This is a genomic window from Pseudomonas sp. BF-R-19 (assembly GCF_019956445.1).
In the GTDB taxonomy this organism is placed as follows: domain Bacteria; phylum Pseudomonadota; class Gammaproteobacteria; order Pseudomonadales; family Pseudomonadaceae; genus Aquipseudomonas; species Aquipseudomonas fluorescens_BH.
On sequence record NZ_JAHBDN010000032.1, the window covers coordinates 98,514 to 117,565 of the forward strand.

At 60.2% G+C, this 19,052-nt stretch carries 18 protein-coding genes, 1 rRNA gene and 1 pseudogene; 8 read left to right on the forward strand and 12 right to left on the reverse strand.

Translation table 11 applies throughout. From position 1 onward, the window contains the following. Positions 1–70 precede the first annotated feature (70 nt). A complete protein-coding gene (locus KGB28_RS04060; protein WP_223442577.1) occupies positions 71–439 on the forward strand; it encodes a cupin domain-containing protein in 369 nt (122 codons plus the stop codon). A 12-nt stretch (positions 440–451) separates the two neighbouring features. Here the strand turns inward: KGB28_RS04060 and KGB28_RS04065 are convergent, their stop codons facing one another. From KGB28_RS04065 to KGB28_RS04085, 5 genes and pseudogenes are all read right to left on the reverse strand, one after another. Then, on the reverse strand, positions 452–1,051 hold the full coding sequence (locus tag KGB28_RS04065; protein WP_223442588.1) for a flavin reductase family protein: 600 nt from the start codon (positions 1,049–1,051) through the stop codon (positions 452–454). Positions 1,052–1,140: 89 nt separating this feature from the next. Continuing rightward, positions 1,141–1,749 (reverse strand): methyl-accepting chemotaxis protein, encoded by a 609-nt coding sequence (locus tag KGB28_RS31760; protein ID WP_411740573.1) that lies wholly within the window; start codon positions 1,747–1,749, stop codon positions 1,141–1,143. After that, positions 1,729–2,010: pseudogene (locus tag KGB28_RS31765) on the reverse strand (PAS domain S-box protein); the annotation flags it as partial. The gene KGB28_RS31760 and the pseudogene KGB28_RS31765, both read right to left, overlap by 21 nt. Positions 2,011–2,028: 18 nt before the next feature. Then, the gene (locus KGB28_RS31770) at positions 2,029–2,457 is read right to left on the reverse strand and encodes a PAS domain-containing protein (protein ID WP_223442591.1); all 429 of its coding nucleotides are present in this window, start codon (positions 2,455–2,457) and stop codon (positions 2,029–2,031) included. Positions 2,458–2,574: 117 nt separating this feature from the next. After that, the gene (locus KGB28_RS04085; protein ID WP_150756389.1) at positions 2,575–3,888 is read right to left on the reverse strand and encodes an MFS transporter; all 1,314 of its coding nucleotides are present in this window, start codon (positions 3,886–3,888) and stop codon (positions 2,575–2,577) included. Between the two features lie 200 nt (positions 3,889–4,088). On the opposite strand from KGB28_RS04085, the gene KGB28_RS04090 reads away from it, so the two are divergent. The 3 genes from KGB28_RS04090 (at position 4,089) to KGB28_RS04100 (ending at position 7,444) form a co-directional block, all read left to right on the forward strand. Beyond that, a complete protein-coding gene (locus KGB28_RS04090; protein ID WP_223442594.1) occupies positions 4,089–5,507 on the forward strand; it encodes a short-chain fatty acid transporter in 1,419 nt (472 codons plus the stop codon). A 95-nt stretch (positions 5,508–5,602) separates the two neighbouring features. Continuing rightward, positions 5,603–6,775 (forward strand): hypothetical protein, encoded by a 1,173-nt coding sequence (locus KGB28_RS04095; protein WP_223442597.1) that lies wholly within the window; start codon positions 5,603–5,605, stop codon positions 6,773–6,775. A 144-nt stretch (positions 6,776–6,919) separates the two neighbouring features. Further along, positions 6,920–7,444: a lysine methyltransferase gene (locus KGB28_RS04100; RefSeq protein WP_223442599.1), complete on the forward strand. Its 525-nt coding sequence runs from the start codon at positions 6,920–6,922 to the stop codon at positions 7,442–7,444. A 6-nt stretch (positions 7,445–7,450) separates the two neighbouring features. On the opposite strand, the gene can is transcribed toward KGB28_RS04100, so the two are convergent. After that, complete coding sequence (can, locus tag KGB28_RS04105) at positions 7,451–8,095, reverse strand: carbonate dehydratase (protein WP_150728035.1); 645 nt, start codon at positions 8,093–8,095, stop codon at positions 7,451–7,453. A gap of 168 nt (positions 8,096–8,263) precedes the next feature. Between can and KGB28_RS04110 the strand changes: the two genes are divergently transcribed. Further along, complete coding sequence (locus KGB28_RS04110; protein ID WP_223442602.1) at positions 8,264–8,668, forward strand: serine kinase/phosphatase; 405 nt, start codon at positions 8,264–8,266, stop codon at positions 8,666–8,668. A 106-nt stretch (positions 8,669–8,774) separates the two neighbouring features. Here the strand turns inward: KGB28_RS04110 and rimI are convergent, their stop codons facing one another. Beyond that, positions 8,775–9,227, reverse strand: coding sequence for a ribosomal protein S18-alanine N-acetyltransferase (gene rimI, locus KGB28_RS04115; RefSeq protein ID WP_007978046.1), 453 nt, complete (start codon positions 9,225–9,227; stop codon positions 8,775–8,777). After that, on the reverse strand, positions 9,220–9,966 hold the full coding sequence (locus tag KGB28_RS04120; RefSeq protein WP_223442639.1) for an energy transducer TonB: 747 nt from the start codon (positions 9,964–9,966) through the stop codon (positions 9,220–9,222). The genes rimI and KGB28_RS04120 overlap by 8 nt, the downstream gene beginning before the upstream one ends. A 219-nt stretch (positions 9,967–10,185) precedes the next feature. Here KGB28_RS04120 and mksB point away from each other — a divergent pair, with 219 nt between their 5' ends. Genes mksB through mksF form a run of 3 tightly spaced genes read left to right on the forward strand, consistent with a single transcriptional unit; the run spans position 10,186 to position 15,003 of the window. Then, the gene (gene mksB, locus KGB28_RS04125) at positions 10,186–11,475 is read left to right on the forward strand and encodes an Mks condensin complex protein MksB (RefSeq protein WP_223442604.1); all 1,290 of its coding nucleotides are present in this window, start codon (positions 10,186–10,188) and stop codon (positions 11,473–11,475) included. Next, a complete protein-coding gene (gene mksE / locus KGB28_RS04130; protein ID WP_150759032.1) occupies positions 11,465–12,166 on the forward strand; it encodes an Mks condensin complex protein MksE in 702 nt (233 codons plus the stop codon). Before mksB ends, mksE begins: the two co-directional genes overlap by 11 nt. Next, positions 12,163–15,003 (forward strand): Mks condensin complex protein MksF, encoded by a 2,841-nt coding sequence (gene mksF, locus KGB28_RS04135; RefSeq protein ID WP_223442607.1) that lies wholly within the window; start codon positions 12,163–12,165, stop codon positions 15,001–15,003. The genes mksE and mksF overlap by 4 nt, the downstream gene beginning before the upstream one ends. Positions 15,004–15,214: 211 nt before the next feature. Here mksF and KGB28_RS04140 read toward each other — a convergent pair whose 3' ends face one another. The 4 genes from KGB28_RS04140 to rrf all read right to left on the reverse strand — a co-directional run bounded on the left by KGB28_RS04140 (position 15,215) and on the right by rrf (position 19,043). Continuing rightward, positions 15,215–17,518, reverse strand: coding sequence for an intermembrane transport protein PqiB (locus KGB28_RS04140; protein WP_223442620.1), 2,304 nt, complete (start codon positions 17,516–17,518; stop codon positions 15,215–15,217). Continuing rightward, positions 17,511–18,134 carry a paraquat-inducible protein A gene (locus KGB28_RS04145; RefSeq protein ID WP_150728041.1) on the reverse strand — a complete coding sequence of 208 codons (624 nt, stop codon included), beginning with the start codon at positions 18,132–18,134 and terminating at the stop codon, positions 17,511–17,513. The genes KGB28_RS04140 and KGB28_RS04145 overlap by 8 nt, the downstream gene beginning before the upstream one ends. Further along, positions 18,121–18,780: a paraquat-inducible protein A gene (locus KGB28_RS04150; protein WP_223442622.1), complete on the reverse strand. Its 660-nt coding sequence runs from the start codon at positions 18,778–18,780 to the stop codon at positions 18,121–18,123. Before KGB28_RS04150 ends, KGB28_RS04145 begins: the two co-directional genes overlap by 14 nt. 147 nt (positions 18,781–18,927) lie before the next feature. Beyond that, positions 18,928–19,043, reverse strand: a 5S ribosomal RNA gene (gene rrf, locus KGB28_RS04155). Positions 19,044–19,052: the final 9 nt, after the last annotated feature.

Genomic DNA, 19,052 nt, shown 5'->3' on the forward strand with positions numbered 1-19,052 from the left:
CACAATCGTACAAGAAGCGCGTTGAGTCGCTGGCTATCGTGGGTTCACCAACCTCCATGAGAGCTGTTAGATGAACGCTTACGAAAGCCTGAACTTCGCTGAAAAAATCAGCCGGATCGATTCCCACTGGTCGCCCCGGGTCATCGCCGAAATGAACGACTACCAGTTCAAGGTGGTGAAGCTGCTGGGGGACTTTATCTGGCACGACCACCTCGATACCGACGAAACCTTCATCGTGCTCGAAGGCCGGTTGCGCATCGATTTTCGCGATGGCCACGTGCTAGTGAACGCCGGGGAAATGTACGTGGTGCCCAAGGGCGTCGAGCACAAACCCTGTGCCGAGCAGGAGGTGAAACTCCTGCTGATCGAACCCAAGGGTGTGCTCAATACCGGCAGTGAAGGTGGCGAACGCACGGCCGAGAATGATCTGTGGATATGAGCGCGGACCGGCTCAAGCCTGCAAGTGCTTGCCATCCACCGGATCGCCGATCTTCAGGAAATGCCCGCCCGCCACGTGGTGCAAGGTGCGCAGCGCATCATGCCCCTCGAAGTGCCAGCGACCTTCGCTGAACACGCGCTCGTCGGCTTGGGCTGCGATCACTTCGGCCAGGAACAGATCGTACTGTTGATGGTTGTTCGGTTCAGGCAACAGACGACATTCCAGCCAGGCCACGCAGCCTTCTAGCATCGGTGCATCGACCGACTCGCCGGTGAAGGTCTGCAAGTCGTAGGTCTCAAACTTGTCGCGACCCTGGCCCTGGGTCAATTCCAGGCCGGAGGTCGAACCGACGGTCTGCACAATGTCGGCCTGGGCAGCGCACGGAACGTTCAGCACAAAGGTGCCCGCGGCTTCCAGCAACTGGCGAGTCCAGGTGGATTTGTCCAGCACCACGGCAATTTTCGGCGGTTCGAAATCCAGCGGCATGGCCCAGGCTGCCGCCATGATATTGCGCTGACCACCGTGGGCTGCACTGACCAGCACGGTCGGGCCATGATTGAGCAGACGATAGGCCTTGGACAAGGGAACCGGACGGCGGTGGGAAACGCTCATGGAAGTCTGCTCCTGGGGAAAAGAGCCGATTGTAGCGCCCACGTAACCCTGTGGGAGCGGGCTTGCTCCCACCAAGAGCTGATCGCAGGTCAGTTAGTGAGTTGATTGGCAAACTGCCCCACCGCATTGACCACTTTCTGCGCGCCGTCCTGGATCTCGACAATCACCGTACCCGCTTCCGCCGCCAGTGCCAGGCCCTGCTCGGCCTGAAGCCTGCCGTCGGTCATCAGCGCCACGGCGTTGCGCGCCATGTCCTGGTTCTGCCGCACCACGAGGACGATTTCGTCGGTGGCCTGGCTGGTGCGCGAAGCCAGTTGCCGGACCTCATCCGCCACAACGGCGAACCCCCGCCCCTGCTCGCCCGCTCGCGCCGCTTCGATGGCCGCGTTGAGCGCCAGCAGGTTGGTCTGTTCGGCAATGCCGCTGATGGTTTTGACAATGCTACCGATCACCAGCGACTGCTCGTTCAGGGCTTCAATGCCATCGCCGGCGGTTTGCATATGCCTGGCCAGGTCGCGCATCACGTCCACGGCCTGGGTCACCACGGCGTTACCGCGCTGGGCGCTTTGGTCGGTTTGCTGCGAGGTGCTGTAGGCGATGTTGGCGGCCTCGGCGACGGCTTGTTCCTGATTGACCTGGTCGGTAATCACCGTGGCGAACTTCACCACCTTGTAGAGATTATTGTTGGCATCGACCACCGGGTTGTAGGACGCCTCCAGCCAGACCGTACGACCATGGCTGTCGACTCGTTTAAAACGGTTGGCCACGTATTCGCCCGCGTTCAGGCGACGCCAGAACTCCTGGTACTCGGCGCTGTTGTAATCCGCCGGCTCGCAGAACATGCGGTGATGTTTGCCCTTGATCTGCGCCAGGCTGTAACCCATGCCGCTGAGGAAGCGGTCGTTGGCGGCGAGCACATTGCCATTGAGGTCGAATTCGATCACCGCCGTGGAGCGCACCAGCGCGCCGATCAGGTTCTAGTGTTCGCGGGAGGCCTCGATGGTGCGGGTCAGGTCGCTGGAGAAGATCGAAAAATGCCTGATCCGCCCATCCGCCGAGCGCACCGGTTGCAGGATCGAACGCAACCACGCTTCCTGGCCCGTACCGCGCAACAGGCGCACCGCGCCGGCGAAGTGCTCGCCACGGGTCAGCGCGCTCTTGAAACGCTGCTGGAACTCGTCGGATTTCACGTGATCCGGGACCAAGTCGTCGATGTGTCGGCCAATCAGGTCGCCACTCTTGTAATGCATTTCGCCAAGGAAGTTCTGATTGACCGACTGAACCCGTCCATCGCTTTCGAGGGTCAGTACCAGCATCTCGCTTTCCAGGCTTTCCTTCACTTGCTGGAGGCTGGAGAGTTCTTCACGAAGAGCCGACAGCTCTTGCTTCAAGCGTTTATTGAACATGGGAAAGCACCGATGGACAGGGGCAGAAAGCGATATGCAGCCTAACCATCGGCCTTGGAAACATTTACTTAAGCGTGTTTCAGGCTTGCCCTGTAAAAATAGTTACGACGCGCACAATCAATGCGCGCCAGCCGCAGAACAGCCTGCAATTCTCGGCATCCGCGCACCGAAGTACGCCGCACTGCCCACGCCCACCGCCCCCATCACCGCACTGAACATCACGCAGATCCATGGACTCCACGGCATCAGGCCGATCAACAACAGCGGTGTGACACTCGCCCACGCGGCGTAGGCAATGTTGTAGGTGAACGAGATGCCCGAGACGCGAATCCGCGCCGGGAACAGGCTGACCATCACCGATGGCACCGCGCCGACCACCCCGCAGGACAGCCCTGCCACGGCGTAGGCCAGGCCGATCCAGTCGCCGCCCATGATCAGGCAGGCATACAGCACGCCGATGCCCAGAGGCAGCAGCAGGCTGTAGAGCATCACCGTGCGCCAGGCGCCGATGCGGTCGACCAACAGCCCGGCGAGCACGCAGCCGATGTTCAAGAACACGATGCCCAGTGCGCTCAAGGCAAAGGTATGGCTGGCGGTCATGCCAAAGGTTTTCTGCATCATGGTCGGAGTGATGACCACGAACACCACCACCGCCGAGGTCAGCACACAGGTGAGAATCATCGCCGGCAATATGGCCAGCCGATGCTCGCGCAAGACCGTGCGCAGCGGCAGTTCGCCGGCCGCCTCGCGTTGCGCCTGCATGGCCATGAACACCGGGGTTTCGCTGAGCCAGCGACGCAGCCAGACGCCAATCACCCCAAACACGCCGCCCAGCAGGAAGGGGTAACGCCAGGCGTAATCGAGGATTTCCGTTGGTGTGAATGCCTGCGCCAGGAAGGTCGCGGTCAGTGCGCCGATCAAATAACCGAAGGTCAGCCCAGCCTGCAAGAAGCCCAAGGCATAGCCGCGATGGGCGATGGGTGCGTGCTCGGCGACGAATACCCACGCACTGGGTACCTCACCGCCCACCGCCGCGCCCTGGAGGATGCGCAGGGCCAACAGCAGCAAGGGTGCGAAATAGCCGATTTGCGCGTAGGTCGGCATGATCCCGATCAACAGGCAGGGCAACGCCATCATCAGGATGCTCAGGCTGAAGACTTTCTTGCGCCCCAGACGGTCGGCGAAGTGCGCCATCAGGATGCCGCCCAGCGGTCGCGCCAGGTAACCGGTGGCGAAAATCCCGAAACTTTGCAGCAGGCGCAGCCACTCGGGCATTTCAGGCGGGAAGAACAACTGGCTGAGGGTCAGGGCGAAAAACACGAAAATGATGAAGTCGTAGATTTCCAGCGCCCCGCCGAGCGCGGCGAGCCCCAGGGTCTTGTAGTCCGAGCGGTTGAACGGCGTCGGGCGCGAATCGGTGTTGGCAGTCATGAAAAGAACTCTGGCACAGGCAAAAACCAAGGCGCCCATGGTCTACGCAAACGCACCGGCGGACAACCCGTTAGACCAAAGTCTCATAGCCGCGAAACAGCCCCGCAAAAATCCTCGGCTTGAATTAATGTTGGCGTCTGTCCAGACGGGCGGTTACTGCCCCGAAGACCACGACAAACATAAAAATTCGAGGTTCACCCGTGGCCGCTGATATCGAAGATAGCCGCTCCGCCCGCTTTGCCCTGCGCTGCTCAAGTTTTGCCGAACGCTGGTTCCCCGACTCCTGGGTGTTTGCTGCCCTGGCGGTGATTATCGTGGCCCTCGCCACTATGGCGATGGGTGCCAAGCCCACCGATGCCGCGATGGCGTTCGGTGACGGGTACTGGAGCCTGATTCCCTTCACCATGCAGATGGCTTTCGTGGTGATCGGCGGTTATGTAGTCGCCAGTTCGCCGCCAGCGGTCAAGCTGATCGACCGACTGGCAAAGCTCCCGAAAAACGGCCGCTCCGCCGTGGCCTGGGTCGCGCTGATCTCGATGGTCGCCTCGTTGCTGAACTGGGGCCTGTCCCTGGTGTTTGGCGGATTGCTGGTGCGCGCCCTGGCCCGCCGCACCGATCTGAAAATGGATTACCGTGCCGCTGGTGCTGCCGCCTATCTGGGGCTTGGCGCGGTGTGGGCCCTGGGCCTGTCGTCGTCCGCAGCACAATTACAGGCCAACCCGGCGAGCCTGCCGCCGTCGATTCTGTCGATCACCGGAGTGATTCCATTCACGCAGACGATTTTCCTCTGGCAGTCCGGTGCCATGTTGCTGGCGTTGATCGTGATCTCGCTGATCATCGCCTACGCCACCGCGCCTGGCCCGAACTCGGCGCGTGACGCCAAGGCGTGCGGCGTCGATCCGAGTTTCAACCTGCCACCGCTGCAACCACGCACCCGCCCTGGCGAATGGCTGGAACACAGCCCGCTGCTGACGATTCTGCTGGTGTTGCTGGCAGCCGGATGGCTGTTTCACGAGTTCTCGACCAAACCGGCCATCAGCGCGATATCCGGGCTGAACACCTACAACTTCCTGTTCATCATGCTGGGCGCCCTGCTGCACTGGCGTCCGCGCAGCTTTCTGGACGCCGTGTCCCGTGCGGTACCGACCACCACCGGCGTGTTGATCCAGTTCCCGCTGTATGGCTCGATCGCTGCGCTGATGACCACGGTCAAGGGCGCCGATGCGCAATCTCTGGCGCACCACATCTCGACCTTTTTCGTCAGCATTGCCTCCCACGACACCTATGCCCTGCTGATGGGCGTGTACTCGGCGATCCTCGGCTTCTTCATTCCATCCGGCGGCGGCAAGTGGATCATCGAAGCGCCATACGTGATGCAAGTGGCCAACGACCTGAACTATCACCTGGGCTGGGCCGTACAGATCTACAACGCCTCCGAAGCCTTGCCGAACCTGATCAACCCGTTCTACATGCTGCCGTTGCTGGGCGTGCTGGGGTTGAAGGCGCGGGACCTGATCGGTTTCTCGTTCGTGCAGTTGCTGGTACACACGCCACTGGTGCTAGTGTTGTTATGGGCACTGGGGACGACGCTGGCGTATACGCCGCCGGTAATGCCGTAACCATAAAAAAGGGCCGGTATTGATATCGGCCCTTTTTGTTCCGCCCTGTCTGTTTCAGTAACTGCTGGTCTTAATACGCTGAAAAGGATCTGAGCATGTTCAAACTCGCGGCACTCACTCTCGCAGCCCTCACCCTGAGCACCACCGCCCACGCCGATGTCAATTTGAAGCTGGGCACTACCGAACGCGTTACCCGTCTCTTCGCCTACCCCAACAACTGTAACGTGATCTGCTTTCGCAACTGGACGCTTGAGCAAACCGTCGAACATTACCTGACCCAAAGCGTGCAGCGTGATGGCTACAGTGGGGCGAAGGTTCTGATCAAGACCGATAACAATCAGCTATATGCCGAAATCAGCGGCGTACCCAACGGCTATGAAAAGCCCCTGGCCGCGCTGCTCGACGCCGGTGACCTGGCCTATAACGGCGCCAGCAAACTGAATGCCGATGGCAAGTGGGCGTACAGCTGGTATCTGTTCCTGCCGCTGGGCATGGCCCTGGAAAATCGCAAAAGCGTCGAACTGCTGCACTTCCCGCCAGATTATTCGCTGACCCAGGCCCAGGATTACCTGAGGTCCGCCACCACGGATCGCTGGGCCACGCTGCTGACCGCCAACGGCATCCCGGCCGAGCAGACGCCGGGCTACCAGACCATCATCGACATCGCCCCGATTGCCGCGCCTTCCAACGCGGGCAAGGACCTCGAAGGCGTCTACGGCTACTTCAAGGATTACCAGACCACCATGGTCAAGGAAGTCAGCCTGAATGCCAGCGGTGCAGCACTGCCGATGGTCGCCTTCGGCACACCGGTGCGTAACTGGATCAAAGAGCAATACGGGCCGACGGTGAACGTGTTGGGCCTGACCCAGATCAACCCGGACAACGGCGTGAAAGTCCCCGTATTGGGCTCCAACCACCCGAGCTACATTTGGTATGCCGCCGATCCGGCAAGCTACACCGGCAGTGACGCCCAGGCCAAGGCCGATGCGGCAGGCCTGAAAGTCATGGGCCAGGATTTGAGTGCTGCGTGCTGGCAGGCCGCCATGGGCCGTCAACCGGACAGCAATCCAGACGTTGAGCTCAATACCTGCAGGCAAACCTGGCAAGTGGCCCGCAAAGAAAAAACCTGCGAGCTGTTCTACACCTCGATCCGCCACCTGTCGCCCCAACAGGCCGCGGGTAAATGCGCGACAGCTCCGATCGTGTCCCAGCTCAAACAACTCAAGGCCCCAGCGCCAGCCACGGCGAAACCTGCTCCGCCGTTGTAACCCGATGAACGGCTGCCAATCTGTCACTTATGACAGTAGACCGCCCGTAGTATCTGCGAGAGGCTTGGTCTGAACCCATGTGCTGCTGTGCTGACAGGACCGTCGGTGCAAGGAAGTCGCAGCACCCAGCAGACAGGGATCGTTATGAAAGCTCACGCCCCTCAACGAAAACACCCACAACCGCCGCAAGGTGTTTACCCCTTTTCGGAGCTGCCCGTTCGCCTGGGATTTCCTTCCCTGGCCGACTTCGAAATCATTGAAAACGCCAAGGGCGAAGCCACGGCTATTGCCGCACGGCGCGAATTCCCGCGAATCACTCGTCTCTGCCGGGCGTCGGGGCACTTGCTGCCCTATCGCTGCCGGCATACCCGCCAGCTCGCCCCGGGTGTGCACGTTTACGACCCGCGCTTCTGCGGACTGTTGCGACACTCCTGCGACCCCAATGTCTTTCTCGACTTGAGCGAGTTGTGGTTATGGGCGCTGAAGGACATCAGCAAGGGGGACTGGCTGACCATGGACTTCGCCGCCAGCGAAGACAAACTGCAACGCCAGTTCGCCTGCCAGTGCGGCTCATACGAGTGCCGTGGCTGGATCACCGGCTACGATGAAGAGCCGAACGCCGACGGCCAGCTGTTTTTGCAACAGTGGCGTCGGCAAAGTCCGTGCTGAAGGGCTTTACAGGGGTTCGAACGGACGCAGGCGGTACTGCGGCGGCAGTTGCTCGAAACCGCTGATGGTCGCGTTCAGGCTCTTCCAGCGGCCATCCTTGATGCCGTAGATGCAGCCGTGGACCGACAGGCTCTGCCCACGGTGCCAGGCGTTTTGCACAATGCTGGTGTGACCGACGTTGGCGACCTGCTGGATCACGTTGAGTTCACAGAGGCGGTCGACGCGCTCCTCTTCAGTGGCGTATTTGGCCAGTTCTTCGCGTTTTTCATAATAGAGATCGCGAATCGAGCGCAGCCAGCCGTCGATCAGGCCGAACTGGCGATCCTGCATCGAAGCACGCACACCGCCGCAGCCATAATGGCCGGTGACGAGAATGTGTTTGACCTTGAGTACATCGACCGCGTACTGAATCACCGACAGGCAGTTGAGGTCGGTGTGCAGCACGACGTTGGCCACATTACGGTGTACGAACAGATCGCCTGGCAGCATGCCAACGATCTCGTTGGCCGGCACCCGGGCGTCGGAACAACCGATCCACAGGAACTCAGGGGTCTGTTGGCGAGCCAGCTTGGCGAAGAAGTCAGGATCTTCCTCCTTGATCGCAGCGGCCCAACGCTCGTTGTTATCAATCAGATCTTGTAATTCGTTCATGCTTTGAAGCCTCAAGAATGATGCGCAGCTTTGACTGACAACCGTCCGTCGGGGTCACGCGCGAAATGCAGATGCTCTCCTGATCCGGAACACGGGGCTCCATGCCGGTGGAATTCTCGGTAGCCACGAGGGTCAACCGTAGTAAGGCCTACAGTATGAGGAATTGCCATGAATGATTCACGACGTCCGTACGATGCGGTGCAACCGGAACCCGTCGATGACAACGAAGACCGCATGGGCTCGGTGCGTGAGCTGGATTTCGATGAAGAAGAGCCCGGCGCCAGAATTGGTGACGAATTGACGGACGAGAAGCGCGAGCAACTGATGCCTCGTCGCCGCGGACGTGAAGCGAGCCTGGCTGGTGCCGCGACCAGTGACCATCAACCTACCGACGACGACCTGAGCCCGGAAACCCTGATCCGTGAAGACGGCGCCCGGGATGCCCATGAAGCGGGCGATGATAAGCGCGCGGATTGGGACCTGAGCATCGTCGACGAGGACGATATTGGCGGTGGCAATGGTCTGGATGAGGCTGAACTGGCGCGGCGCGATCCGATGGATGGCAAGCGCTGATCTTTGGTGTCTGTCAGGCTCTCTTCGCGAGCAAGCTCGCTCCCACAGGTTTTATGTACGACACAAATCTCTGTGGGAGCGAGCCTGCTCGCGAAGTTTTTGAGGCTCAATCCACCAAAGTGCAGGCCATGACCACCGCATCTTCGCGCCCGCCCACCGCCGGGTAGTAATCCCGACGCCGGCCGATCTCGTTGAAACCATAACGCTCATACAGCTTGAACGCCGCGGTATTGCTGTCGCGCACTTCCAGGAAGCACTCCCGGGCGTCGGCCTTGTAGGCAATCGACATCAGATGCTCAAGTAATGTCAGCCCCAGGCCACGGCCCTGGTTTTCCGGCTTGACCGTAATGTTCAGCAGGTGCGCCTCGTCGAGGATGATCTGCACCACACCGTGGCCGACCTGTTGCTGACCTTCGAACATCAGCCAGATCTGATACTTGCCCAGGCCATCAAGGAAAATCCCGCGGGTCCAGGGATGGCTGTAGGCCGCGTATTCGATTTTCAGTACAGTTTCCAGGTCCGCCTCGGTCATCGGGCGAAACGATACAGCGTCACTCATTCGATTCTTTCCAGCGCGCCATCAGCCGACGCATGGCTTGCCAGACATCAGCCTTACGCTGTGGCTCTTCCATTAATAATTCCAGGCCCGGCACCGCCCAGGCCGAGCCCAGGCCTTCGATCTGCAACTCGCAATTGAACGCCTCGGCATCCGCTTCGCCGGCAAATCGCACCGCGGGCAGGCCGATCAGCCACAAGCAGGCGCAGGGCGTTTCTTCCATGCGCACCGAGAGAAAACCTTGCACGAAGTCGCGGGCCGCTTCCGGGCCCTGATCCATCGTGCCACGCACCAGCAGCGGCCAACGCACCGGCTCACCGACGATTTGCGGGCTGTCCGGCAGGCCGGCGGCGCGCAACATGTCTTTGAGCAGCAGATAAGCAGGGTCGCGAGTCTGGAAGGATTCGCCTGTGGGTAACTCCACCAGCAGCAGGCAACGCCCGGCCCGCAGCAATTGCAGGGCAAAACGCGGCGGCGGCACGATCGGCGCCTTGACCACGACCAGGGCCTCTTCGGCCTCCTCCACCGGTTTGACCCCGGTGCGGGTGCTGGCCAGCGATGGTCGCGGCACCTCGATCTTCGCCCGCTCGGCCGGCTTGACCACAGGCGCCACGGGCGTCTGAGCCACAACTGCTGGCACGACAGGCGCGACCACAACCGGCTCGGGGATCTCCAGCAGCTCGGGCCGCGACGGCGCGGCAAAGGGCAATTCGGTGCGCGGCAGCCAGTTGACCACCTGCATGGCGGCCAGATAAGCGCGACGACGGGACTCGATAAGCAAAGGTCGGCCACTTGTGGATAACTAAAGTGCGCTGATTCTACCGCCGTTCGCTCAAGATCGCCCGCAGTTGATCGATGCACTTTACCGAAAAGAAGGCGACAGCCCGTCCCGAGATTGAATCGCATTGCCCCCGATGCAGTACAATCGCGGCTTTTAATCGCCAACCAGCCGGCCATTACGATGATCGAACCCAAGCGCGTCTTGCGCGCCCTCGCTGAACACTGGGCACTTCTGGAGCCACTGTGCGAGCACTTCGACCAAGGCACACTGAGCCTGAACGAACTGCGCACGCAACTGGCCGCCCAGCAACTCGACAGTACGCCGCAGGACATCACCAGCCTGCTGGACGTGTGGATTCGCCTCGACATCCTGGTTCCCGTGGCCAAAAGCCCGAACCGTTTCGAGCTCAATGCGCAGATTCACGACTTCCTCGCCTACCTGCGCCGCGAACACCGCCTTGGCCTGTGTTTGGAAATCGAAGCCTACCTGCGCCACCTCGAGCGTCTGGCCGGTTATATCCAGGACGCGTTCGATATCCGCGATGGCAACGACCTGGCGCGCCAATTGCGCCTGCTCGACATGCGGGTTCGCGATGTACTGAAAAAACTCGATAACGACGAACAGGCGCTGGTGGCCGTCGCCGAACGGGCGAAAACCAGCGATCGGCAGATTCCATTGCGCCAGCGTTACGCTGAAGTACTGGCGACCTGGGACGAATACGTCGAGCCGATGATTGATCTGGTGAACGCCGACGGTGCCTTCGAACAAGGCGTGCGCAAGGTCGAAACCGTGCTGCTGAAGATGCTCAGCGAACAGCAGCGCCTCGGCCACCTGGTCGACGACGACATGCTGCTGCGCACCCACGCACGCATCCTCGAAATGCAGACCAGCGCCCAGCTGACCCTGCGTCACGCCCGCGAGCTGCTGCTGCCGCTGCGTGAGGAAGCGCGCCGGCACAACGCCGTGACCCGTGGCGCCGCATTGGCCCTGTCGATGATCCGCCGCAAAGGCATCGACGCCGTGCCGCAAGCGGCGATGCCGATGTTCACTCGCCCGCAAAGCACCTTCCTCGGCAGTGCCAGTCAGGTCGAAGCCTACGTTTATGCGTTGGCCCGCTTCGAGCCGAAACCGGCGCGCTTCCCCAAGGCGCACAAGACCCAGAAAGGCGAAGCGCCACGGGCGCCACGCACCGTTCGGGAAATGCTCGAACGCTGCGAAGACGCCCTGCCGATGCCGGACCTGATGACCTGGCTGCTGGAGCAGGAACCGGACGGCGCCACCGACGAATTGCTGTACTGGTTCTCGCGTCTGTCGCGGGAAAAACGCTTCACGCGCGAGCGTCTGGAACGTCGCGACTACTACACACACGAGCACCAGGTCAGCCTGCGCTCCTTCGCCCTGCTCTCGGTCAGCGACGGCACCGAGAATTCTGCGAGCACCCTCCATGCAAGTACTTCCTATGCAACTTGATCTATCCGAACTGTCCCATCTGGCACCGATCTTTCGCGAACTGTTCAAGGGTTACCACGTCAGCCGCCGCGATCCGGAGCTGTACGCACAGTTGTCGAATTTTCAGGACCAATACCGCACGCTGTTCAAGGCCCTGGGCTTTGAACTGGTCTGCGACACCCGCGGTTTCTACTACTTCGTGCCGGACCTCGCTGCCGCCGCGGTGAACAAGACCGCGCAGCGTCTTGCGCTGTTCACCTTCATCCTCGTCGAGCACCTGGCCGACCAGGGCCGCGACCCGATCTCCGTGCTTGACGGCGGCAGCCTCGGCCGCGATGAGCTGCCGTCGTTGCTGGAAAAGTACCGCGACCTGTTCATCCAGGCCGAAGTGCAGACCCAGGACGAGCTGGAAGAAAAGATCATGCGGCGCATGACCCAGCTCGGTTTCGCCAGCGAAGAAAACGGCATCTACCGTTTCCTGCCGCCGATGCACCGCTTCCTCGATGTGTGCCTGTCGGTGCAGCAGGACCGCGATCTGGCCGCCAGTCTGCACAGTGTCCTGCCGTTGCCGGTGCCGGTGCTGATCGACGAAGACAGCGACGAAAAACTGCTGCAGACCGACGATCCGCTCGACCTCGCGGAATTTGCAGACGAAAGCGAAGAAGACGCCCTGGCCCGCGCCATCGCCGAAGAACAGGAGCTCGACGCATGAGCAAGGAACGTTACGGCATCCGCCGCTTTGCCCTTTTGAACACCGCCGGCTACAGCCTCGGCCTGTTCCCGCTGGAAGAGCCGCTGTCGGTCTACGGCGCGAACAACCTCGGTAAATCCGCCTCGATCAACGCCCTGCAGTTCCCTATCCTGGCGCGCATGTCGGACATGAGCTTCGGCAAGTACAGCCTGGAGCAATCCCGGCGTTTCTACTTCGCCTCGGACACCAGCTACATCCTGGTCGAAGTGAACCTGCCCCACGGCCCCCACGTGATCGGTGTGGTCGGTCGCGGCCCGGGCGGCGGTTTCGGTCACCAGTTCTTTGCCTATGCCGGCAAACTGGACCTGGCCCACTATCAGAAAAACGACACCTGCCTGCGCCAGAAAGAACTGTTCACCAACCTTGAGCGCGAAGGCCTGAAAGCCTACGAACTCAAGCCGGATGAACTGCGCCGTTTGCTGGTCGGTGGCCACACCTCGATTCCGCTGGACCTGACCCTGATTCCGCTACGCTCCACCAGCGAGCAGAGCCTGAAGACCTTCCGCGCCCTGTTCATCAACCTGCTGCACATGCGCGAAATCACCGCGGCCAAGCTCAAGCAACTGTTTCTCGATGCCTTCGAGCACAGCCTGCGTTCCGGCAGCGTCGACTACATCGCTGCGTGCGAAGAAGCGTTCCGTGATGTACGACGCATGGAGCAGGACTACAACTCGCTGGTCGCCGCCGGCCCGCTGGTCGAAGCCCTGGCCAACGGCGTGAAGCAACGCGACATCCTGCGCGGCAAACTGCACCGGATCTCGCCCCTGCTCGATTCGCTGCTGGGCACCTGGTCGGACTACGCCAGTGCGCGCAAGGAAGAGCTGACCATTCAGGCCGAGCACTACCGCAACGAGCAGGATGCCCTGCAAAACGACCAGCGCGGTGGCACTCAGGAACTTATGCGTCTGGAGCGGGAAATCACCGGCATCCAGCGCTGGCTCGGCGAATTGTCGGTGCTCAAGCATCGCTTTGCCCTGGTCGATGACGTCAAGGTGCTGGAGCAGCAACTGCTGGCCGCCAAGGACGCCCACGATGAACTGGCCGGTGCGCTGGCACAGTCCCGCCAGTTCAGCGCCGAAGACCTCGACGAACGTCTGCGCGACCTGGAAAAACGCCTGAAGTCGGTCAAGCAGCAACTCGATCACGCCGACAACAACAGCTACGCCCGCCTGCGCGAAGAGTTCTCGCAGCAAGACGTCGAACGCCTGATGCGCCTGTTCAACAGCGCGCTGTTCAGCCTGCCGCTGGGTGAACACGGCATCACCCTCGACGACGACGGCGAGTGGGTCAAATCCGTGGAGCTGATCCTCGACGGTTTCAAAGGCGAACGCTTCGAAGTGCCGGGCCTGTCCATCGACATCTCCCACATCGAACCGCCGGCATTGCAGGCCCTGGCTGACCGCGCGGCCTTGCGCGATCAGAAAGAGCGCCTGGACAAAGAACTCAAGCAACTCAAGACCCAGCAGGCCGTGGCCGCCGACCGCGCCGCGAGCAAGACCCAGACCGAAGCGCTGTACCAGCAAGTGCTGGATGCGCAGAAAGCCCTGGAAGATTTCCGTCGCGCGCAAACCCTGAGCGCCGAGGAAGGCGACAAGCTTGAGCAGTTGGCGCAAATAGAAGCGGCGCAGGACGAGCTGAAGCGCTCCAGCGACGCCTTCACCGAGCGCGTCCAGCAACTGTCGGCCAAGCTGCAACTGGTGGGCCGCCAGATCGGCGACATGGAAGCCAAGCAACGCACCCTCGACGACGCCCTGCGCCGCCGTCAGTTGTTGCCGGCGGACCTGCCGTTCGGCACACCGTTCATGGACCCGATCGACGATTCCATGGACAACCTGCTGCCGCTGCTCAATGACTATCAGGACAGCTGGCAAGGCTTGCTGCGGGCCGACGGCCAGATCGAAGCGCTGTACGCTCAGGTGCGCCTCAAGGGAGTGGCCAAATTCGACAGCGAAGACGATATGGAGCGTCGCCTGCAACTGCTGATCAACGCCTATGCGCACCGTACCGACGAAGCCCTGACCCTGGGCAAGGCTCGCCGTGCCGCCGTGACGGACATCGCCCGGACCCTGCGCAACATCCGCAGCGACTACGACAGCCTCGAACACCAACTGGCACTGTTCAACCGCGAGATCAACAAACGTCAGGTCTCCAACCTGCAAAGCTTCCGCATCGTGCTCGCCCCGAACAAGGAAGCGCTCAAGCACATCGACCAGATCATCCACAGCGCCGGTCAGTACGAAGAAGGCGAGACATTGTCGGTGTTCGACCTCAGCCAAAGCGCCGAGCAGGACAACAAGAACGAAGAAGCCAAGGAATACCTGGCACGGCTGGTGGCGGCCAACCACAATCAGCTCGGCCTCAAGGACTTGTTCGAACTGGCGTTCGAGATCACCAAGGTCAACGGCCAACCGGTGATCCATACCGACATCGACGGCGCCGCTTCCAACGGCACCACCATGACCATCAAGGCGCTGACCAACATGTACTTGTTGCTGCACTTGATGGACCGTGACCAGGCCGGTCGCGTGCGTCTGCCGTACTACCTCGATGAGGCGGCGGACATCGATGAGAAAAACCAGGCCGCCTTGCTGGAAACCAGCCTGCAGCTGGGCTTCGTGCCGATCCTGGCGAGCGTGAAGCCGCAGGTCTGCGCCAGTGTCGCCATCGACCTGGAAGGCGGCAGCGGCCCGGCCGGCATCTACATCGATGAGGCGGACTGGAAGTACATCCGTCGTCACGATCAGGTGAAGACGACGGTCAACGAAGAAGCGGATGAACCGGAGCTGGATGCGGTCTGAGGCTTGAATAGAAGGCAATGAAAAAGGCCGCGGTCCAATGGATCGCGGCCTTTTTCATAGGTGTGTCATTTAGCTTTACAGTGAACTTCAGGGCCTCTTCGCGGGCAAGCCCGCTCCCACAGGGTTATCGGTTGGTCACAGACTCTGTGTTCGCCAAAATTCCTGTGGGAGCGGGCTTGCCCGCGAAGGCGCCATCACAGACGCCAGAAAACTACTTACCGAGTGAAATCTTCGGCGCCCAGCCCAGCCATTCCTCTTCGAACTTATCGAACAGCGCGAACGTCTGCTCCGGTCGCGCCGGGCTGCCCATGCGCTCGCCATCCGGCGTGGCAAAGGCCACACCGCCCTGAATCATTGTCTCCAGGGATTCTGTGCGCACCGTTGCACCTTTGAACAGACCGACATCGAAGTCGAAACCGCTGGTGTTCCAGAACCGTGTACCGCTGCGTACCAGTGGCGCGTACTTCGGCTCGATCAGGATATGGATCAGGACGCGATCAGCGGTCTCGCCCAGCTCATAACCCGTTACCTTGCCCACTGTGATTTCGCGATACGTCACTGGTACACCAGCCTTCAGCGAACCACGACGGGCCGCGCTCAGCACCAGACTCAATCCCGCTTCCTGCTTGGCCGTTTCGGGGGCTGCGGCCAAAGCGACAAAGTTCTTTTGCGGCCCCAGGTTCTTCGGTGCCGGTTGCACCTCGATGTATTGCCCGGTCACCAGGGTTTCGAGGTTGGACGTCTTGATCAGGCCCAGTTCAGGCTTGACCACCCAGAACTGACTGCCGACCCGGGCGATGCGCTCCGGCACTTCGGTAATCCGCGCGGTCAGTAACACCGATTGCAGGTCCTCGCTGAGATCAACATCCTCCACCTTGCCGACATCCAGCCCCTTGAAACGAATCGGAGTGCCGGTACGCAGGCCATCAGCGCGATCGAGCCTGAGCGTGATGACTTCGCCTTTCTGCGTGGCGTCTTCATGGTTCGCGAACAGACGGAAACGTGGAATACGCTTCTGCAACGGGGCTTTGTCTTGCGGGGTCTCGAAGGCAATGCCGCCGGCCATCAAGCTCTGCAACGACTCGCTTTTAACCTGGACCCCGCCGGTCAGTCCGCCCGTGAGGGTGATGCCACTGGCGTTCCAGAAGCGCGTCGAGGCATTGACCAGGCCTTCGTATTCCTTCTCGATGTGCACACCAATGATCAGTTGTTTCTTGGTGCGTGAGAACTGATAGCTCTGTACGGAGCCGACTTTAACCTGCTTGTAGAGAACCGGGCTGCCGACTTCCAGCGAGCCGAGATTTTCCGTGAACAACACCAGGTGCAGGCCAGGTGCACGCAGATCCAGCGGCGGTGCCTTGGCCCGTGCCGCAAACTCCCGTTGTGGCGCCGAACCCTTGTCGCCAGGCCGCACAGCGATGTAGTTGCCTTTGACCAACGCCTCGAGACCGGTAATCCCCGCCAGGGAAATCGACGGTTTGACCACCCAGAACTGGGTGCCTTCGACCAGGTAATCCTCGGCCAATGGGTCCATCGTCAATTCGGCGGTGGCCCCGGACAGGTCAGGATCGACCTTCAGCGCCTTGAGATTGCCGACTTGAATGCCTTTGTACATCACCGGCGTGCGACCGGCCTGCAAGCCTTCGAAGTCGCTGAGCTTGACCTTGACCCGGATACCGGCCGCCGCTGCATCGAAGTCTTCATAGAGTCTGAACGGCAGGCTTGGGTCGGTAGGCGGGCTGTCCTTGCGGTTTTCCGGGGTGGCGAAGGCAATGCCGCCGGCGACGATGCTAGCCAGGGATTCACTGCGAACTTTCACACCCGACAGATTGGCGTCGATGCTGATGCCGCTGGCGTTCCAGAAACGTGTGTGTTTGCGCACCAGTTTGGCGTAAGTCGGCTCAATGAAGACCTTGAGTTCGACAGTGTTCTGGTCCTCGGACAACACATAGCTTTTGATCTGGCCCACTTTGATCTGTTTGTAGAACACCGGACTACCACGGTTCAGCGAGCCCAGGCGATCAGCCTTGATGGTCAAGTGCAGACCGGGTTGGGCATCGGAGAGCGGCGGTTCCTCGGCCAGGGCCTTGAACTTGCGCACGGGCTCGCCTTCCCCCGGGCTGATGGCGACATAGTTACCTGAAACCAGCGTCTCAAGACCGGTAATCCCTGCCAGCGTCACGCTCGGCTTGACCAGCCAGAAGCGCGTGCTGGTTCGCAGGTATGGCTCTACGTCCTTGTTCATTTCGATGCTGGCGATCACGCCTTTGGAACTGCCTTCGTCATCGAGCTTGAGACTTTTGACCTTGCCGACCGACATGCCTTTATAGACAACTTCGGTCTTGTTGGCCTGAATGCCCTCGCCGCTCTCAAAACGCACCTGAATCTGGATACCGGTCTCGTTATAGGCACGCCAGCCGAGCCAGCCGCCGATGATCAAGGCGATCAGGGGCAACACCCAAATGGCAGACCAGTTCGAAGCCGGTCGGGTTTTCGCTACAGGCAAATCAGTCATGGTCGTCGTCCGACTCCGTGTTATCCCAAATCAGTCGGGGATCAAAAGTTACTGCGGCAAGCATCGTCAGAATCACCACCGTGGCGAAAGCGATGGCGCCAGGATTGGCTTCGATGCTGGCAAGCCGCCCAAAATTCACGACCGCCACGAGGATGGCGATCACAAAGATATCGAGCATCGACCAGCGGCCGATGAATTCAATGAAACGGTACATCCAGATACGCTGGCGAGCCGAAAGGGGCTGACGACGCTGCACGGAAAACAGTAACAAACCAATGCCCACCAGCTTGAAGGTGGGCACCAGGATACTGGCGATAAACACCACGGCCGCAATGGGAAACATGCCGTAGTGCACCAACTCGATGACACCCGCCATGATCGTGCTGGGCGCACCTTTGCCCAGGGAGTTCACGGTCATGATTGGCAACAAATTGGCCGGTATGTAAAGAATGGCGGCGGTAATCAGCAATGCCCAGGTGCGCACCAGGCTATTCGGGCTACGGGCATGCACCAGCGCTCCGCAGCGTGTACAGACTTGCTCATCGGTATCAGCTTCCTGCCTGTTCAATTCATGACATTCCTTGCAAATCAGAATGCCTGCATCAATCGCCCGCATGGGCATCCTCTCCTGATAACGCTTGCCAGATCTGGTGAGGCGACATTACGACCTCCAGCCAGACTTGGATCAGCAACAAACCAATGAAGCACACCAAGCCAACGCCTACGGTGATGGTTGCCATATCTGCCAGTTTTACGATCGCCACCAGTACGCCCATGAAGTAAACCTCGAGCATCCCCCATTCGCGTATATGGTGATAAATGCGATAGAGCAACAAGCCGTAGCTGCGTCCGACATCAAAACGGATACTCAACAATACGGCCAGTTGGCACAGCAGCTTGAGTAACGGAATTCCTATGCTGCACAGGAACACCACCACTGAAACACTTTGCATGCCTGTGTCAAAAAGAGCGACAACACCGCTCCAGACAGTGTCTTGCGAAGATTGCCCGAGTAGATTGAGCTGCATGATGGGTAAAAAGTTCGCCGGAATAAACAACAACAAGGCGGCGATGACCAAGGCGAGACTGCGCTGTACGACGTTGTACCGATTGGCATAAAGCTCGTAGCCACAGCGCGGGCACAGGGCTTTTTCGCCATGGGCGAGTTCTGGTTTACGCATGAGCAAGTCGCACTCATGGCAGGCAACCAGATTTTCCAGTGGTAATTCTGACAGCTCTTTGGCGTCAACCGAATCCCGCATAAGCGCTCTGACTCTGAAAAAGTTGGACCTATTCTAGTGTCCCGGGACAAAAATAACTGCGCCAATTTGTGCTTGATTGATCGTGCTTTTTCTACGCCCAAAACAAAACCCCTACCTGCATACGCAGATAGGGGTTTCGGAATTTAATCTTGACGATGACCTACTCTCACATGGGGAAACCCCACACTACCATCGGCGATGCATCGTTTCACTGCTGAGTTCGGGATGGGATCAGGTGGTTCCAACGCTCTATGGTCGTCAAGAAATTCGGG

What these genes read in the sequence shown, in the direction of transcription:
- KGB28_RS04120 (WP_223442639.1), bottom strand. Translation starts at nt 9,966, where the DNA reads ATGCAGGTGGTCAACTGGCTGCCGCGCACCGAATTGCCCTTTGCCGCG.
- rimI (WP_007978046.1), bottom strand. Translation starts at nt 9,227, where the DNA reads ATGAGTGACGCTGTATCGTTTCGCCCGATGACCGAGGCGGACCTGGAA.
- KGB28_RS04145 (WP_150728041.1), bottom strand. Translation starts at nt 18,134, where the DNA reads ATGCGGGCGATTGATGCAGGCATTCTGATTTGCAAGGAATGTCATGAA.
- KGB28_RS04065 (WP_223442588.1), bottom strand. Translation starts at nt 1,051, where the DNA reads ATGAGCGTTTCCCACCGCCGTCCGGTTCCCTTGTCCAAGGCCTATCGT.
- KGB28_RS31770 (WP_223442591.1), bottom strand. Translation starts at nt 2,457, where the DNA reads ATGTTCAATAAACGCTTGAAGCAAGAGCTGTCGGCTCTTCGTGAAGAA.
- can (WP_150728035.1), bottom strand. Translation starts at nt 8,095, where the DNA reads ATGAACGAATTACAAGATCTGATTGATAACAACGAGCGTTGGGCCGCT.
- KGB28_RS04140 (WP_223442620.1), bottom strand. Translation starts at nt 17,518, where the DNA reads ATGACTGATTTGCCTGTAGCGAAAACCCGACCGGCTTCGAACTGGTCT.
- KGB28_RS04095 (WP_223442597.1), top strand. Translation starts at nt 5,603, where the DNA reads ATGTTCAAACTCGCGGCACTCACTCTCGCAGCCCTCACCCTGAGCACC.
- KGB28_RS04110 (WP_223442602.1), top strand. Translation starts at nt 8,264, where the DNA reads ATGAATGATTCACGACGTCCGTACGATGCGGTGCAACCGGAACCCGTC.
- KGB28_RS04100 (WP_223442599.1), top strand. Translation starts at nt 6,920, where the DNA reads ATGAAAGCTCACGCCCCTCAACGAAAACACCCACAACCGCCGCAAGGT.
- mksF (WP_223442607.1), top strand. Translation starts at nt 12,163, where the DNA reads ATGAGCAAGGAACGTTACGGCATCCGCCGCTTTGCCCTTTTGAACACC.
- mksE (WP_150759032.1), top strand. Translation starts at nt 11,465, where the DNA reads ATGCAACTTGATCTATCCGAACTGTCCCATCTGGCACCGATCTTTCGC.
- KGB28_RS04060 (WP_223442577.1), top strand. Translation starts at nt 71, where the DNA reads ATGAACGCTTACGAAAGCCTGAACTTCGCTGAAAAAATCAGCCGGATC.
- mksB (WP_223442604.1), top strand. Translation starts at nt 10,186, where the DNA reads ATGATCGAACCCAAGCGCGTCTTGCGCGCCCTCGCTGAACACTGGGCA.
- KGB28_RS04085 (WP_150756389.1), bottom strand. Translation starts at nt 3,888, where the DNA reads ATGACTGCCAACACCGATTCGCGCCCGACGCCGTTCAACCGCTCGGAC.
- KGB28_RS04150 (WP_223442622.1), bottom strand. Translation starts at nt 18,780, where the DNA reads ATGCGGGATTCGGTTGACGCCAAAGAGCTGTCAGAATTACCACTGGAA.